General features: G+C 72.9%; 14 protein-coding genes. 5 read left to right on the plus strand and 9 right to left on the minus strand.

The window, feature by feature from the left end:
* Positions 1-66 precede the first annotated feature (66 nt).
* The gene (locus ACFYOU_RS12995; protein WP_389761571.1) at positions 67-219 is read right to left on the minus strand and encodes a lasso RiPP family leader peptide-containing protein; all 153 of its coding nucleotides are present in this window, start codon (positions 217-219) and stop codon (positions 67-69) included.
* A 404-nt stretch (positions 220-623) separates the two neighbouring features.
* Between ACFYOU_RS12995 and ACFYOU_RS13000 the strand changes: the two genes are divergently transcribed.
* Positions 624-1,463, plus strand: coding sequence for an RICIN domain-containing protein (locus ACFYOU_RS13000; RefSeq protein WP_391305330.1), 840 nt, complete (start codon positions 624-626; stop codon positions 1,461-1,463).
* 33 nt (positions 1,464-1,496) lie between these two features.
* Here the strand turns inward: ACFYOU_RS13000 and ACFYOU_RS13005 are convergent, their stop codons facing one another.
* From ACFYOU_RS13005 to ACFYOU_RS13025, 5 genes are all read right to left on the minus strand, one after another.
* A complete protein-coding gene (locus ACFYOU_RS13005; RefSeq protein WP_391305331.1) occupies positions 1,497-2,852 on the minus strand; it encodes a family 43 glycosylhydrolase in 1,356 nt (451 codons plus the stop codon).
* Between the two features lie 152 nt (positions 2,853-3,004).
* Positions 3,005-4,282, minus strand: coding sequence for a GDSL-type esterase/lipase family protein (locus ACFYOU_RS13010; RefSeq protein WP_391305333.1), 1,278 nt, complete (start codon positions 4,280-4,282; stop codon positions 3,005-3,007).
* 96 nt (positions 4,283-4,378) lie between these two features.
* Entirely contained in the window at positions 4,379-4,936 is a 558-nt protein-coding gene (locus tag ACFYOU_RS13015) for a TetR/AcrR family transcriptional regulator (protein WP_389761563.1), read from the minus strand.
* A gap of 48 nt (positions 4,937-4,984) precedes the next feature.
* A complete protein-coding gene (locus ACFYOU_RS13020) occupies positions 4,985-6,232 on the minus strand; it encodes an MFS transporter (RefSeq protein ID WP_391305335.1) in 1,248 nt (415 codons plus the stop codon).
* A 76-nt stretch (positions 6,233-6,308) separates the two neighbouring features.
* Positions 6,309-6,890 carry a MarR family transcriptional regulator gene (locus tag ACFYOU_RS13025; protein ID WP_391305336.1) on the minus strand — a complete coding sequence of 194 codons (582 nt, stop codon included), beginning with the start codon at positions 6,888-6,890 and terminating at the stop codon, positions 6,309-6,311.
* A gap of 157 nt (positions 6,891-7,047) precedes the next feature.
* On the opposite strand from ACFYOU_RS13025, the gene ACFYOU_RS13030 reads away from it, so the two are divergent.
* The gene (locus ACFYOU_RS13030) at positions 7,048-7,821 is read left to right on the plus strand and encodes an SMI1/KNR4 family protein (protein ID WP_391305337.1); all 774 of its coding nucleotides are present in this window, start codon (positions 7,048-7,050) and stop codon (positions 7,819-7,821) included.
* 33 nt (positions 7,822-7,854) lie between these two features.
* Here ACFYOU_RS13030 and ACFYOU_RS13035 read toward each other — a convergent pair whose 3' ends face one another.
* Positions 7,855-9,069 (minus strand): MFS transporter, encoded by a 1,215-nt coding sequence (locus ACFYOU_RS13035; protein ID WP_391305339.1) that lies wholly within the window; start codon positions 9,067-9,069, stop codon positions 7,855-7,857.
* A gap of 63 nt (positions 9,070-9,132) precedes the next feature.
* Between ACFYOU_RS13035 and ACFYOU_RS13040 the strand changes: the two genes are divergently transcribed.
* Both ACFYOU_RS13040 and ACFYOU_RS13045 read left to right on the plus strand, forming a co-directional pair.
* On the plus strand, positions 9,133-9,567 hold the full coding sequence (locus ACFYOU_RS13040; protein ID WP_391305341.1) for a MerR family transcriptional regulator: 435 nt from the start codon (positions 9,133-9,135) through the stop codon (positions 9,565-9,567).
* A 299-nt stretch (positions 9,568-9,866) separates the two neighbouring features.
* Entirely contained in the window at positions 9,867-11,822 is a 1,956-nt protein-coding gene (locus ACFYOU_RS13045) for an HtaA domain-containing protein (RefSeq protein ID WP_391305343.1), read from the plus strand.
* 95 nt (positions 11,823-11,917) lie between these two features.
* Here ACFYOU_RS13045 and ACFYOU_RS13050 read toward each other — a convergent pair whose 3' ends face one another.
* Complete coding sequence (locus tag ACFYOU_RS13050; RefSeq protein WP_391305345.1) at positions 11,918-12,568, minus strand: hypothetical protein; 651 nt, start codon at positions 12,566-12,568, stop codon at positions 11,918-11,920.
* Positions 12,569-12,830: 262 nt separating this feature from the next.
* Entirely contained in the window at positions 12,831-13,199 is a 369-nt protein-coding gene (locus ACFYOU_RS13055; protein ID WP_391305347.1) for a hypothetical protein, read from the minus strand.
* A gap of 238 nt (positions 13,200-13,437) precedes the next feature.
* On the opposite strand from ACFYOU_RS13055, the gene ACFYOU_RS13060 reads away from it, so the two are divergent.
* The gene (locus ACFYOU_RS13060) at positions 13,438-14,604 is read left to right on the plus strand and encodes a serine hydrolase (protein WP_391305349.1); all 1,167 of its coding nucleotides are present in this window, start codon (positions 13,438-13,440) and stop codon (positions 14,602-14,604) included.

Here is a 14,604-nt window from a genome sequence, read left to right on the forward strand (position 1 = left end):
GGATGCGCAGGCCGTCCCGTGCGCCCGGGTGTGCTCCCGGGCGCACGGGCGGCGGTGGAGCGGGCCCTACTGCTCGCCGCAGCCCATGATCCAGCAGGTGTAGCGGAAGTCGTTGCCCCAGTTGGGCAGGCCCATGGTGACGGCGGCGAAGTCCCCCGCCTCGGCCAGCATCGGCGGCTCGTAGACGGTGGTGGCTTCCTCGGTGGTGTCGGAGAACATCACGGCATTCCCTTTCGTCGGGTGGTTCGTCGGATGGAACGGAACGGTGGTGCCCGGTGGACGTGTTCGTCCCTCGCGGGCGGAGAGCGGGGCACGGGCGTACGCCGTGGCGTCCTCGGGGACGGACGGTTCGACCGGACGTCGAGGACGCGCCGGGCGCCAGCCGGCCCGCCCCGCCCGGGGGACACGTGGGTCCGGGCGCCGGCTCCTCGCCGCCCTGAGGGCCGCCGAGCCGGCTGGTTCCGAGTGTGGCGACCGGCGACCACCCCTCGCAAGCTTGTCCCGATTGCTTCCCCGATGTCGGGATCTCTAAGGTGCTGACCTGCTGGGACGTATCCGTCCCGGGACAGGACCGGCCTGCCGGGACGGGCGCGTGGCCGCAGGCACAGGTGACGGGGGCATGGATGTCGGACGGTGAGCGGCGGGTTGACGGTCCCGCCCGGGAACTCGGGTGCGCCTTGCGCGCGTTGCAGCAGCGGTCGGGGCGTACGTTGCGTTCCTTGGAGTCGGAGGTGTCGATCAGCGACTCCTCGTTGTCGCGCTACCTACGGGGCAGCACGGTGCCGCCGTGGTCGACGGTCCGGGAGCTGTGCCGGGCGCTGGGCGCCGACCCCGCGCCGTACCGGACCCTGTGGGAGGCCGCCGACCGGTCCCAGCCGAAACCCGCTGCTGATGCCGCTCCCGCGGCGCCCGTGGAGCGGCCGGGGGTCGTGCGACGGCTGCGCGCGGCGACGGCCCGGCCGCGGGGCAGGTGGTTGTGGGTCGGGGTCGGGGCGCTGCCGGGCGTGTTGCTGGGCGCTGCGCTGACGGCGCTCGTCGTTCCGCCGACGGGGTCCGTGGACGGGGCGGAGCAGGCCGCGCGCCCGGCACCGCGGGTCGCGGACGCCGGTCGGCTCTTCGTCAACCGGGCGAGCGGTGCCTGTCTCGACGACAGCGTGGACGAGGGGCTGCGGTCGTTCAAGTGCAACGCCCTCCCGTACCAGCGGTGGACCGTACGGGCCTCCGCCGACGGCACCTCACAGCTGCGCAACCATGCGACCGGTGACTGCGTCGCTCACCACGACCAGGGGCTCCGCTCCGGACCGTGCGGCCCGTCCGCGGCCCAGCGGTGGCGGCTCACCGTGCTGGACGACGGGGCGGCGGCCGAACTCAGGAACGAGGCGACCGGCAGGTGCCTGCACGACGGCGGCCAGGGGCTGCACGCCCGGTCCTGCGACCGCGGCGCCGATCAGAAGTGGGCCTGACCGGGGCGGTGGTGTGCCTCAGGCCACTGTGCCTCAGGCCACGTCGACGGCGTCCAGTTCGGCGTACCGCTCGCCCTTGGACAGCCGCACGGTGTTCCACCCGTCCCGCAGGGTGATCGTGGTGCCCGCCTCCTGCCAGTGGTCCCAGCCGGTGTGCGGGTAGTCCACGGCTCCGGAGGCGACGCCGTTGACCGTCAGCAGGTGGGAGGCGCCCGCCGGTGCGCCGGACGCGTCGAGGGAGCCGTTGCCGAACCGCACCGACAGGGCGTGGGGACCTGCGGAGGCTGCGAAGACCCGGAACTCGACGTGGCTGTCGGGGTGGTCGAGGTGTCCGACGGCGCGTCCGCCCCGGGCCCGGTCGGCCTCCCGGACGACGGCGCGGTGCACCTGCGCGTCCTCCGCCTGGTGGGAGACCCTGCTGCCGCGCACCACGGGACGGCCGTCGGCGTAGCCGAGGTCGGCGGCGTACAGGGCGCGCCGGGTGCGGTCGGCGCTCCAGCCGTGGAAGAGGATCCGGTCGCGGCCGTCGGGTCCGGTCACCACGTCCTGACCGCCGGGGCCGCGGACCGTGCCGTCGAAGGACGCGGTCGTCATGAGCGGCGCGGCGGCCTTGGTGTAGGGGCCGGTCAGTCGGTCCGCGACCGCGTACCCGGTGGCGTAGGCGTCACCGGCGTAGGAGTGGGCCGAGTAGAGGAGCAGGTAGCCGCCGTCGCGCCGTTTCACCAGGGTGGGCGCTTCGACGAGGTCGCCCTCCCAGTCCCGGTCCCGTCCGATCAGCCTGATCGGTTCGCCGGTGAGCCGGGTGCCGTCCCGGGAGGTGCGCTGGAGGTGGATCCAGGTGTCCCGCCCGCAGCAGTTGCCGTCGTTCTTCCACAGGACGTAGCGCTGGCCGCCTTCGCTGTGGCTGGCCGCGTCGATGGCTCCGCCTTCGGTGGCCGGGCAGATCAACGGGCCGTCGCCGGTCGGCCGGAACGGGCCGTCGGGGGTGGGCGAGAGGGCGACGCCGATGCACTGCCGGTCGCTCGCGCGGTCCCGGGCGGTGTAGAGCATGGTGAGCCCGGTTCCGTTGTCGAACACCTCCGGTGCCCAGACCCGGCCCCGGGGTTCGGCCACGGCCCAGGAACCCAGCACGGGCAGGGCGTCGGCGTCGTGGAAGGTCCAGTGCGTCAGGTCCCGGGAGGTGGCGCGGGTGACGTTCCGGCCGCTGCTGTTGGTGGCGTAGGCGTGGTAGGTGCCGTCCACCTCGACGACGTCGGGGTCGGGGAAGTCACGGTCGAGGACCGGACCGTCGACGGTGGCCCCGACCGGAGCGGTCGCCGTCCCGCAGAGCGCCACTGCCGCCAGCACCACGGAGGCGAGCCGGTGTCCGGCCCGACGGATGCCCCACATGCGCGTACCCCTGTCTCCGTGGACCGGACCGGCTTCGCGGTCGGTCGCGCCGTTGTGCTCGCCGTGCGCCCGGAGGCGGCCCGGCCCGCCCGTGGCCCGGACGACACCAGCACCAACGACGGGAGGTCACGGGAGTGACGGGCGGCGGGCGTTCAGCGGGGCAGGCGGGCCGCGACGGCTTCCGCGAGGGCGTCCATGCCCGCGTCGTTGGGGTGGATCCCGTCCCCCGCGTCGTATCCGGCGGCGAGTTCGTCGCCGCGGCCCGGGCGGCGGTCGGACAGGACGCGGTCGAGGTCCACCACCGTGTCGTAGGCCCCGCTGGTGCGGATCCAGTGGTTGACCTCGTCGCGCACCCGTTCCTTGTCGGGGGTGTAGTAGAAGGGGAAGTTCTTGAAGGGGGTCAGGGTGGCCCCGACGGCGGTGACGCCGCTCCGTTCCGCTGCCCGGATCAGGGCGCGGTGTCCTTCGATGAGCTGTTCGGCGGTGACGGCGGGCGGGCTTCCGCAGCCGAAGTCGGGCGCCCCGCCGGCCCCGATGTCGTTGATGCCGAGCAGTACGACGACCGTGCGGACGTCCGCGCGGCCGAGCACGTCGTGGCGGAACCGGGTGAGGCCGTCCGCTCCGAAACAGGGGGATCCGGTGAGCAGCCGGTTCCCGCTGATCCCGGCGTTGACGACCCCGTGGGGACGTCCCCAGGCGTGCAGTCGTTCGGCGAGCCGGTCCGGGTAGCGCCGGTCGGTGTCCGGTGTGGAGCCGTACCCGTCGGTGATCGAGTCACCGAACGCGACAACGGTGCCGGGCCCGCGCCCACGGGTGACGTCGACGCCGGCCAGCAGGTAGAACGACGTGCTGGTGTCGCCGGTGAAGGGGTCGCCCGCCGTGCCGCGGGTCTGGTCGCCGCGGGCGCGGTAGCTGGTGGCGAGGCCGTCCCCGTGATGGGTGACGGGGCCGGTCGGGGCGGCGAAGTAGAGGGTGACGGTGAGCTTCTCGCCCGCGCGGACGGGCAGGGCCACCGGGTCGGAGAAGCGTTCGGCACCGGTGGGGAGCACGGTGGCCGCCCGGCCGGAGAACCGGAGGTCGCGCAGGGTCCCGGGGCGGACCGCGGCACCGCCCGCCGATCGGGCGACGGTGGCCCGGGCGAGGCGGATCGGCTGCGCTCCGTACCGGTGCGACAGTCGGACGCGCAGGTGGGAGCCGGTGGCGCTGATCCGCATCACCTGCCGGACGCTCTGGTCGGTGAACCCCTCGCTCGACCAGCCGCCCCAGGGGAGGTCGGGCGCGGCGGGGTGCTGCGGGGCGGTCCCCCATGCGCTGGTCCACGGCCCGGGCCGCCGGTCGTTCTCGGCGACCGCGGGCGGGGCGGCCGACACGGCGAGCGCGAGGGCCGCGCCCAGGGCCGTCGCCGCGGTCCGCCAGGTCCGTGCGCGCATGGCCGTCCCCTCTTCCTCTCGTCCTGGATCCCAACCCGGTTGAAGTTAGCAGGAGATGGGGTTCACCGGCGGTGACGCCCCGTCAGGGCAGGACTGTCAGAGCAGGACCTGTCGGAGCACGTCCTCGAAGGCGTCGACGCTGGGCGGGTCGTCGGTGAGGAGGGCCTGCATCAGCAGTCCGTCCAGGACGCCGGCCAGGATGCGCAGACGCACCGGGTCGTCGGTGTAGCGACGGCCGAACTCGTCGATCGCGGCGAGCCAGTCGTCGGTCGCTTCCCTGAGTTCGGGTCGGCGGGCGGCGAGCAGGTAGAGCTCGAACTCGGCCAGCAGGTGGTCGGGGTGGACGACCACGGTGGCCATCAGTTCGGCGAGCGCCCGCAGCCCGGCCGGGCCGCCGTCGGTTCCCGCCGCCAGGGTGCGCATCCGCGCGGCGTCCTGCGCCATGCAGTCGGTGAGGGCCGCCGTGAGGAGGTCGTCGATGTTCTTGAAGTAGTACGCGGCGGCCGTGGCGGGCTGCCCGGCCTGCCGGGCGACGACCCGGTGGCTGACCCCGGCGACCCCGTCCCGGGCGACGACCCGGACCGTGGCGTCGATCAGTTCCTTCTTGCGGCGCTCGCCCTTGAGCCGGCGGCCGTCCGTGGTCGGTTCACTCACCCGCGTACTCCCGTGTTCCCGCCGTGTGCCCCCGACCCTACCCGTCCGTCAGCCGCGCCCGTCCGTGGTGGGCGCACCGGCCGCCACCGGTTCGGGCCCGGCGGCCGGGGTCCGGGTGAGCGGCCCCCGTGCCGTCAGGGAGAGGAGCAGGGCGAGCGCACCGGCGACGACGGCCACCACGAACCCGGATGCGGGACCGAAGCGGTCGACCAGGTGGCCCGAGACGGCGGCGCCGAGGGCGACACCGACGCTGAGACCGGTGATGGCCCAGGTCATCCCTTCGGTGAGTTGCGGGGCCGGGACGCTGCGCTCGACGAGGCCCATGACCACGATCATGGTGGGGGCGAAGAACAGACCGGAGACGAACACCAGGGCGGCGAGCCCCGGCAGGCCGTCCACCCAGAGCAGCGGGAGGGTGGTGCAGGCCGTGCCCGCAGTGCCGATGACCAGCAGTCGGGGCAGCGGCAGCCGTGGGGTGCGGGCGCCGAAGGCCAGTCCGGCGAGGGCGGAACCGACGGCGTAGGCCGACAGGACGATGCCGGCGCCCGCGGGCGTGCCGCGCTCCTCGGCGAAGGCGACGCTGACCACGTCCACCGTGCCGACGATGGCTCCTCCCGCCACGAGGACGGAGGCGAGCAGCCGCACCGAGGGGTTGCGGACGGCCGAGCGGCCGGCGCCGTCGGCCGCCCGGGGTTCGGCCCGGACGACGGGGGGTTCGGTGGCCTTCTGGGGGACGAACAACGCGACGCCGAGGGCCAGGAGCACGGCGGCGACCAGGGGGCCGGCCTCGGGGAACAGCACCGTGGAGAGTGCCACCGCGAGCGCGGGGCCGATCACGAAGGTGAGTTCGTCGACGACGGATTCCCAGGCGTAGGCGGTGTGCAGGCGCGGGGACCCCTGGTGGAGGTGGGTCCAGCGGGCCCGGACCATCGCCGCCATGTTGGGGAGCGCGCCGGCGAGCACGGCGCACGCGAAGAGCGACCACACGGGGGCCTCGTAGCGGGCGCAGAGCAGCAGCGCGCCCAGCGCCAGCAGGCTGAGTCCGGTGGCGGGCCACAGCACCCGGTGCTGTCCCGCCCGGTCGACCCAGCGCGAGATGCGCGGCCCGCAGAGCGCGGTGGAGAGCGTGAAGGCGGCGGAGACGGCGCCGGCGAGCGCGTAGTCGCCGCGGAGCAGGCCGAGCATGGTGATGATCCCGATGCCGGTCATCGGCATCGTCATGCGGGCCACGAAGCCCGCGGCCGAGAAGGCGACGGTCCCGGGTGCCCGGAACAGGTCGCGATAGACGTTGGCCACGACGGAGAGACCCCTCCTCAAGAAACTCTAACGCTCGCACAATATTGTACGAACGTTAGAGTTTCCACTCCGGGCCTCAGCCGACGACCTGCCCGGTCACACCGCCCCCTTCCAGGTACCGCTCGACGCGGCGCTGGTTCTCCACCAGGCTCAGGCACAGGTGCCGAAGCTTCGCGACGTCATCCGGCTCCACACCCCGGAAGATCGATTCCATGGCACGCCGCGCCGGCAGCCGGAAGTCGTCCAGCCAGGTCCGCCCCTGCGAGGTGATCTGCACCCGCACGGCCCGACGGTCCTGCCGGTCGGGCACCCGGGCGGCCAGACCGTCCCGCTCCAGGGTGTCCACCAACCCGGTCACGTTGCGGGAACTCACGCCACCGGCCCGGGCCAGCTCACCGACCGTCACCCCCTCGTCCGGGGCCACCCCCAGACGCATCAGCACGTCGAGGGCACCCGCACTGAGACCACGATTGCCCGCGCCCCGCGCACGGAGCCGGTCGACCGCCTGGAGGGCCGAACGCAGGGCGGCCACGGCCTCCAGGGCGAGGGTGTCACCGTCGAGGGCGAAGGCACTCATCGAGGCCCGCGCACCGGGGTTGTAGAGGAGGCCGCGTTCATCGCGAGCCAGATCGTCCGAAGATTTCTGTACGTCATTCATAATGAGGCCATACTTTAATCGCTAGAGAGGGATTTCCGCTAGACAGCGATCCCAACGCCCCAGCCGGAGAAGGACCCTGAGCACCCGTCGGTCATCCGCTCGCCGCCGACACCCCCGAGGGCGGACCCCGAGCGGACGCCCTGGCACACTGCGTGCCGTGAAACCCGATCTGACGCAGCTGCACGACCTGATCGACACCGTGCCGGGGTTCCGGCACGGGCCGGCGGGCGGGACGCGGGAGCGGGAAGCGATGACCGTCGCCGCCGAGGCCAGGGTGGGGCCGCTGCCCCCGTCGTACCGGTGGTGGCTCACCGAGGTCGGCGGCACCCGGGCCCCGGGGACGGACCTCGCCACGGTCGGTCCCGACGTACCGGGGTACGACCCGTACGACCTCATCACCGCGCCCTGGCGGCTGCGCGGCGACCGGTTGCAGTTCGGCGCCGAACCGGACTGCGGATACGGCTACTCCTTCGCCCTGGACCGCCGGCCGGAGTCCCCGGACGGCGAACTGCCCGTGGTGTGCCACGACGGGACGATCGAGGAGGAGCACCCGGTGGCGGAGTCCTTCGCCGGGTTCCTCACGGTCTTGGCCGCACGGCAACTGGGGCTGGGCGACGGCCCCCAGCCCGCACTGGCCCGACTGTGGCGGACGACCCCGGGCGCCCTGCTCGCCAACGGCGTGCACGTGTACGGCCCGCACCTGTTCGTGGAGCGCAACGGAAGCTTCGAGGTGGCGCGCCGCGCACCCCACTGGGTGCTGGTCGGCGACGACGGCCGGGGCGGCGCACTGCTCATGCGCCGCCACGGCCGTGACCGCCGACAGCTGTACCGGCTGGACCCGGGCGCCCTCGGCCCCGGTGTCGAAGCGGACGGCGAGCCGCTCACGGACGATCTGCTCGGCTGGCTGTCCCGGGGAGCGCCCCTTCCGTGACCCCGGACCGGCGTCGCGCGGACGGCGCAGGCCTCAGTCCGTCGCGCGCCGGACGGGGAACCCGTGGGCACGGGCGACCAGCACGATCAGGAGCACCGGCACCATGAGCACCAGCACGCTCCACGGGAACGCCTGCGCCCCGATGACACCGAGGAGGACACCGCCCACGACTCCGCCGGCCGCCATGGCCACGTTCCACAGGGTGACCAACATGGCCTGCGCCGAGTCCGCGAAGTCGCCGCCGGCGTCGCCGACCGCGGTCTGGAGCAGCGTGGGAACGCCTCCCCAACCGAGGCCCCAGAGCGCCGCCGCGACGTACACCGGCGCCGCACGGTCCGACACCACGGCGAGCAGCGCGGCGGCGAGGGCGACCAGCAGCACACTGGCGACGGTGAGGGCCCGCAGCTGACGGTGGATGCGGACGCCGACGACCCAGATGCTCAGCAGCGAGGCGGCGCCGAAGGTCAGCAGGACGAGGTCGGTGGAGTCCGCCATGTCGACGTGGTCCAGGAAGGTGGCGACGTAGGTGTAGAGGACCGTGTGGGCGAGCACGAAGACGAGGGTCACCCACAGGACCGGCGCGACGCCGGGGACGGCGAGGGCCCGCAGCATCGGCTCCCGTTCGCCGCCCCGGCGCCCCGCGTACTCCGGGACGCTCACCACGATCCACCCCAACAGGACCACGGTGAGACCGGTCATGAGGAGGAACGCCGCACGCCAGCCCAGGGCGTCGCCGACGAAGGTGCCGGCGGGCACGCCCAGGGAGAGGGCCACGGGGATGCCGGCCATGGCGACGGCGATGGCCTTCCCCTGGAGGTGCACGGGAGCCATCTGCCGGGCGTAGCCGGCGAGCAGCGCCCAGGCGAGACCCGCGGCGACCCCGGCCAGCAACCGGGCCACCATGGTGAGCGGGTAGTGGGAGGAGACGGCGGTCACCGTGTTGGCGAGGGCGAACCCCGCCATCGCGGCCAGCAGCAGCCGCTTGCGGGGGACCCCGGCGGTGGCGGCAGTCAGCGGGATCGCCGTGAGCGCGCTACCGATCGCGTAGATGGTCACCGACTGCCCCATGGCGGACTCGCCGACCCCGAGGTCACCGCTCATGGCGGGGAGCACCCCGGCGGGCAGGGTCTCGGTGAGGCTGGTGATGAAGACGGCGGTGGACAGCGCGAGCAGCGCCGCCATCGGGAGCCGGTCCCGGCGCCGGTCGGACGGGGAGTCAAGGAGGATGTGCAGATCGCGGGTTGACATGCCGGCTATGGTGAAACGTTCACATTGGTGTGAAGGTCAAGGTCACCGGGAGCGAGCCCGCCCATGCGCATCGGAGAACTGTCGGAACGCACCGGCGCCTCGCGTCGACTGCTGCGCTACTACGAGGAGCAGGGGCTCATCGTCGCCGAGCGCTGTGCGAACGGCTACCGCTCGTACGACGAACGCTTCGTCGACCGGGTGCTCCAGATCCGGGGCCTGCTCGACGCCGGGCTGCCCACCCGGATCATCAAACAGATCCTGCCCTGCCTCGACAAGCCCCGAACCATCTACTTCCCGGACGCCACCGCGGAGATGATCGCGACCCTGGAGCACGAGCGCGACCGCATGACGGAGCGGGTCGCGTGTCTGGTCCGCAACCGGGACGCCATCGCGGAGTACCTGGACGCGGTGCGCGCGTACGACCCGGGACCGGGCTCCGCACCGCCCGCACCGCCCACGCTCCCCGCATCGGCCGGGGCATCCGTGGCGTCCGGGTAACGCGTGGCGTCTGTGGCGTCCACGGCATCTGCGGCGTCTGCGGTGTCTGCGGTGTCGTCGACGGTTTCCGGGGCGGCCTCCGGGGCCTGACGGCCCGCCCGCGTCGAGGGCGGGCGGGCCCGTGCCGCACCGATGATGGCACTTTAGGTAAGCCTCACCTAATATGATCGCTGTCGGCCCCGGGTTCCCCCACTCCGAGGAGCCGTTCCCCACGCCCTTTTTCCGTTCCGTGTGTGTTCCGCTCCGGACGCAGCCCGGCACTTCCGTGTGCCCTCCCCTCCGAAGGAGACATGCCCCGCATGTCCACCAACCGCAGAACCCGGCTGGCCGCCCTCGCGGTCCTCACCGCCCTTTCGACGAGTGCGGGCGTCCTCACCGCGACCGCCGCGACCTCCGCCACCGTCGACGCCGGGGTGGCCTCGGCCCTGAGGTCCGGCGCCCAGGCGGCGCCCGCCCCGGCCGACGGCAGCGCCACCGCCGCCTCCCCGATCCTGCTCACCGGCCAGGCCGGGTGGGGATTCAAGACCTCCTGGTTCCGCTACGTGACGGGCCTCGGCGGCACGGTCACCACGGCCGGCGGCGCCACCGCCTCGGGCACGACCGGAGTCGTCTCCTACCCCGTCCTGCACGGTGCGGTGAACCCCGCCGAGGCGTCCGCGGACGTCCTGTTCGACGGATCGGTCACCTACGCGGTTCCCGCCCACGGCATCACCGCCATCACGCTGGCCAAGCCGCGGGTCGTCCTCAAGGACGGCACGGGCACGCTGTACATGGACGTGCGCACCGAACTGGACGGCAAGGAGCCCACGAGCGCCACCGCCGTGCCGTTCGCCACCCTCACGGCCGCCCCCGGCTCCCTGACCGGATCGCGGCTCGACTGGAGCGGCATCACCACGAAGCTGACCGCCGAGGGCGCGCAGGTCTTCAGCAACCAGGGCCAGCCGATGTACGAACCCGGGACCGTCCTCGACCCGCTCGGCCTCGACGGCACCGTCAGCACGCCGACCCTGACCGTCAGCCAGGTCTCCGGCCTCGGTGCCGAGACCGAGGTCACCGTCAAGGGCAGCGGCTACCGTCCGGGCAAGGGCGTCTACCTGGCCCAGTCGATCGCACTGCCGGGCACCACCTACCCCAGTGTCTTCGGGAACGCGGCGTACATCCGTCAGGTCGACGCGGACGGCACCTTCACCACCGTCCTCAAGCTCACCCAGACCTTCACTCCGGCCGGGGCCCTGGCGACTCCGGTCGACTGCACCACCACCGCCTGCTTCGTGACCAGCTTCAACTCGCACGACCGCAACGACGCCACCTGGATGCCCTCGCGCGCCCAGGACGTGGAGCGTGCGCTCCGCTTCGGCAGCGCACGGGTCACCACGCAGCCGTCCGCCCAGACGGTGCGTTCCGGAGCGACGGCGACCTTCCGCGCCGCCGCCGAGGACGCCGACTCCGTCCGCTGGGAGCGCAGCACCGACCGGGGCACCACCTGGAGCGCGGTGTCCGGTGCCACCTCGACCACCCTGGCCGTCAAGGCCACCGGGGCCCTGAACGGCAGCCTCTACCGGGCCGTGTTCACCAACGCCGCGGGCGAGGTGAGCACCCGCTCCGCCGCCCTGGCCGTCAAGGCCGTGCCCAGCCGCATCACCGGCCTCAACGCCGGTCCCGAGCCGGTCGCCAAGGGCAGCAAGGTGACGGTCACGGGCACCCTCCAGGCCGTCGGCGCCACCAACGAGACCTGGCGTGCGGTGGCGCGGACCGGGGTCGTCGTCGAGTTCCGGGCCAAGGGCAGCACCGCCTGGAGCCGCGCGGCGAGCGCCACCACCGGCACCAACGGCGCGTTCTCCGCGGGCATCACCGCCGCCAAGGACGGCGACTGGCGTGCCCGGTACACCGGAACCGCCGACCGGGCCGCTTCGACCAGCGGCGCCGACTACGTGGACGTCCGGCTCCGTACCGCCGTGACCGGCCTCAACGCCAGCCCCGAGCCGGTCCGCAAGGGCAGCAAGATCACGGTCAAGGGCACGCTCACCAAGCTGGACGGCAGCTGGCGCAAGGCGTCGAACGAGACGGTGAGCATCTGGTTCAAGGCCGACGGCGCGCGGAGCTGGACCAAGCTCGCCAGCACCCGCACCAACAGCGCGGGCGCGTTCTCCAAGGGGTTCACCGCCAAGAAGGACGGCAGCTGGCGGGCCGTGTTCACCACCAACTCGGCGCTGTTGGGCACCACCAGCTCCAGTGACCGGGTCGACGTGCGCTGACCCGGCGCCGTGCCGGGCGACGCTCCGTCGCCCGGCACGTCACGTCACGGCTGGTGGCGGGACCCGGTCCCCCGGTGGATGGTCCGCCGCCGTGATCAGCCGTACTCTCCGGCCGCCCCTTCCGGGGGCTGCCGCCGGTGCCGGTCCGGGTCGTAGATCGCGGTGAGGAACGGTCTGGCGCCGAGGGCGTAGAAACCGTACTCGAGCTGCTGGTACCAGGACCGCTCGCTCGCGAGTTCCTTGGCCACCTGGACGGTGATCCTGGCGTTCTTCTCCTGGCTGTCCGCCATGACGATGAACGACGTTCCCTGGTCGGCGGGATCGGACGGGCTCGTGAGCACGGTGAAGTCCCAGGTTTCGGCCCCGGGGATGTTCGCTCCGGCATCGAGCCGACGGAGCACGAAGGTCGGCTGTCGGTCCAGCACTCTGGACTGCGCGCGTATCGCCATGTCCTGGTGTCGCAGGATCCGCCAGGGCGGCTCCGGCTGCGTGTGGTGGAGATCCGAGAAGAGTTGGTTCCGCAACTCGGAGTACGCGGCTGCCGCACCGGCCAGGGCGCGCACGTCCTCGGCGAGCTGGCGCCGCGTGTCGCAACTCGCGAGCAGACCGCGGAGCGAGTCGAGCCTGCCGCGAATCCACGGTTTCAGGAAGCGGTCGAGACCCCCCAACCCGTACGCGTCTTCGGCAGCTTCCGCGACGAGCAGCGTGCCTTGGTAAAGAGCTGCATGCTTCGCAGCGAGATCCATACGCCCTCCCCCTGTTCCGACCAGTCTGGCAGGGCGCCCGTCAGGAAGCCTGCTCGCGCACGCGATTGGTCATGCTGATCGAGTCCCGTGGGGAGAGGGACGCGGCCTGGAGGTGGTGGTAGGACGTCAGGGACGACGGCACCCGCGCGTCGCCCTGTTCCAGATCCCCGCCGATGACGAGCGCGTGTAGTTGCGCCGGGTACCCCACCGCCCGGTTTCGGCAAGGACTCCCCTTCGGCTCCCGGCGCCACGACGTCACGCGCTACTGGACGGACTCCGGTCGGCACAGGTCGAGGCTGTAGGACGCGGAGCACTCCGTCACCGCGGGCACCACCCCGCTGCCGCGCACGAGTTGGAACAGGGCCACCACCACGAGGGCGACCAGCAGCGTCTTGTACGTGGTGGTGAGCCGCTGTTCGAACCGCAGACCGGAATAGGTGCGCACCGTGTACCCGAGGGCGACCACGCCGGCGACCAGTGCGGTGAGGTTGAGGTAGCTGTACGAGGTCAGTTCGCCGTTGACGGTCCGGTGCGAGCCGATGGTCAACGGGAGGACGAACGGCAGCAACGCGACCACGGCTATCGCCAGGCCGATGCGCTTCGCGTGGCGGCTGCCCTGGAAGTCGGTCATGGCGCGATCGTAGCGCCGGGTCCGGCGGTTCCCGAGGGCGAGCGGACGTGATCTGCGCCCGGTTCCGGGGCCGTCGGGGAGTGGACCCTTAGGGGCCGTGTCCGGGCACGGCCTCGGGGGCGAATCCCCCGCGGGACGGGTTTGCCGACGCGCCCGTCCCGAACGGGCAACACGACCGGCCGTACCGGCGTCCCCCCGACCGTACGGATGCCCGTAACGGCAGGAGGGGTACGACACCTTGACCGAATCCGGAAGGCCCCGTCGGAGAAGGAGACGGCTGGCGGCGGCCGGCGCCGTCGTCCTGGCGTGGACGGCGCTCACCAGCCCGGTGGCCGCCGACGAACGGACCGAACGGAGCCGGGAGCGGACGCTCGCCGTGCTGCGGGCGGACCTGGACCGGGCCGGGGACCGGCGACTCGGCGCACTGGTCCAGGTGCGGGACGGCCGGTCGCAGTGGTCGGCGGCCGTCGGGGACGGGGACCGTCGCGCCGGACGGCAGCCGCGCCACCCGGGCGAACGGTTCCGGATCGGCAGCATCACCAAGACGTTCGTGGCGACGGTGCTGCTCCAACTCCAGGGCGAGGGAAGCGTCGACCTCGACGACCCCGTGGAACGGTGGCTGCCCGGGCTGGTGCACGGCAACGGGAACGACGGCTCCCGCATCACGCTGCGCCACCTCCTCAACCACACCAGCGGCTTGTACGGCTACGACCGGGATCCGGTGCTCGCCTCGCAGCTCTTCACCGAGGCGTTCCTCACCCACCGGTTCACCACCCACACGCCCACGGAGTTGGTGCGCACGGCGCTCGCGCACCCGCCGCACTTCGCCCCGGGCACCGGACGGCGGTACTCCAACACCAACTACGTCCTGGCCTCCCTGGTCATCGAGCGGGTGACCGGGCGGACGTACGCCACCGAGATCCGGCGCCGCATCATCGAACCGCTTCAGCTGCGGTCGACGTCCCTGCCGGGCACGAGGACCCGCATCCCCGGACCGCACGCCCGGGGCCACTCCCGTTTCTTCGGCGCGGATCCGGCCGTTCCGCTGCACGACGTCACCGAACTCAATCCCTCCTCGGCCGGTGCCGCGGGCGAGATGATCTCGTCGCTCACCGATCTCACCCGGTTCTCCCGCGCCCTGCTGGGCGGGCGGCTGCTCCCGCGGGCGGAGCTGGCGCAGATGCTCACGCCCACGTCGGCGGCGCTCGGTCCCGTCGGTGGGCTCGGGATGTCACCGTCCCGGTTGAGCTGCGAGGTCACGGTGTGGGGCCATGACGGCGGCATCCACGGCTGGTCCTCCCTGCTGGTGTCCACCCGCGACGGCCGCACGTCCGCCGCGTTCAACTACAACGCGGACTCGACGGGGAGCTTCCGGGCCCTGGCCGAGTCGGTGTTCTGCCCCTGA

Origin of the sequence: Streptomyces sp. NPDC005955 (genome assembly GCF_042871255.1) — a bacterium.
Taxonomy (GTDB): Bacteria; Actinomycetota; Actinomycetes; order Streptomycetales; family Streptomycetaceae; genus Streptomyces.

Coding starts and splice junctions, on each gene's coding strand:
- ACFYOU_RS12995 (WP_389761571.1), bottom strand. CDS start 219: ATGTTCTCCGACACCACCGAGGAAGCCACCACCGTCTACGAGCCGCCG.
- ACFYOU_RS13000 (WP_391305330.1), top strand. CDS start 624: ATGTCGGACGGTGAGCGGCGGGTTGACGGTCCCGCCCGGGAACTCGGG.
- ACFYOU_RS13005 (WP_391305331.1), bottom strand. CDS start 2,852: ATGTGGGGCATCCGTCGGGCCGGACACCGGCTCGCCTCCGTGGTGCTG.
- ACFYOU_RS13010 (WP_391305333.1), bottom strand. CDS start 4,282: ATGCGCGCACGGACCTGGCGGACCGCGGCGACGGCCCTGGGCGCGGCC.
- ACFYOU_RS13025 (WP_391305336.1), bottom strand. CDS start 6,890: ATGAATGACGTACAGAAATCTTCGGACGATCTGGCTCGCGATGAACGC.
- ACFYOU_RS13035 (WP_391305339.1), bottom strand. CDS start 9,069: ATGTCAACCCGCGATCTGCACATCCTCCTTGACTCCCCGTCCGACCGG.
- ACFYOU_RS13040 (WP_391305341.1), top strand. CDS start 9,133: ATGCGCATCGGAGAACTGTCGGAACGCACCGGCGCCTCGCGTCGACTG.
- ACFYOU_RS13045 (WP_391305343.1), top strand. CDS start 9,867: ATGTCCACCAACCGCAGAACCCGGCTGGCCGCCCTCGCGGTCCTCACC.
- ACFYOU_RS13050 (WP_391305345.1), bottom strand. CDS start 12,568: ATGGATCTCGCTGCGAAGCATGCAGCTCTTTACCAAGGCACGCTGCTC.
- ACFYOU_RS13055 (WP_391305347.1), bottom strand. CDS start 13,199: ATGACCGACTTCCAGGGCAGCCGCCACGCGAAGCGCATCGGCCTGGCG.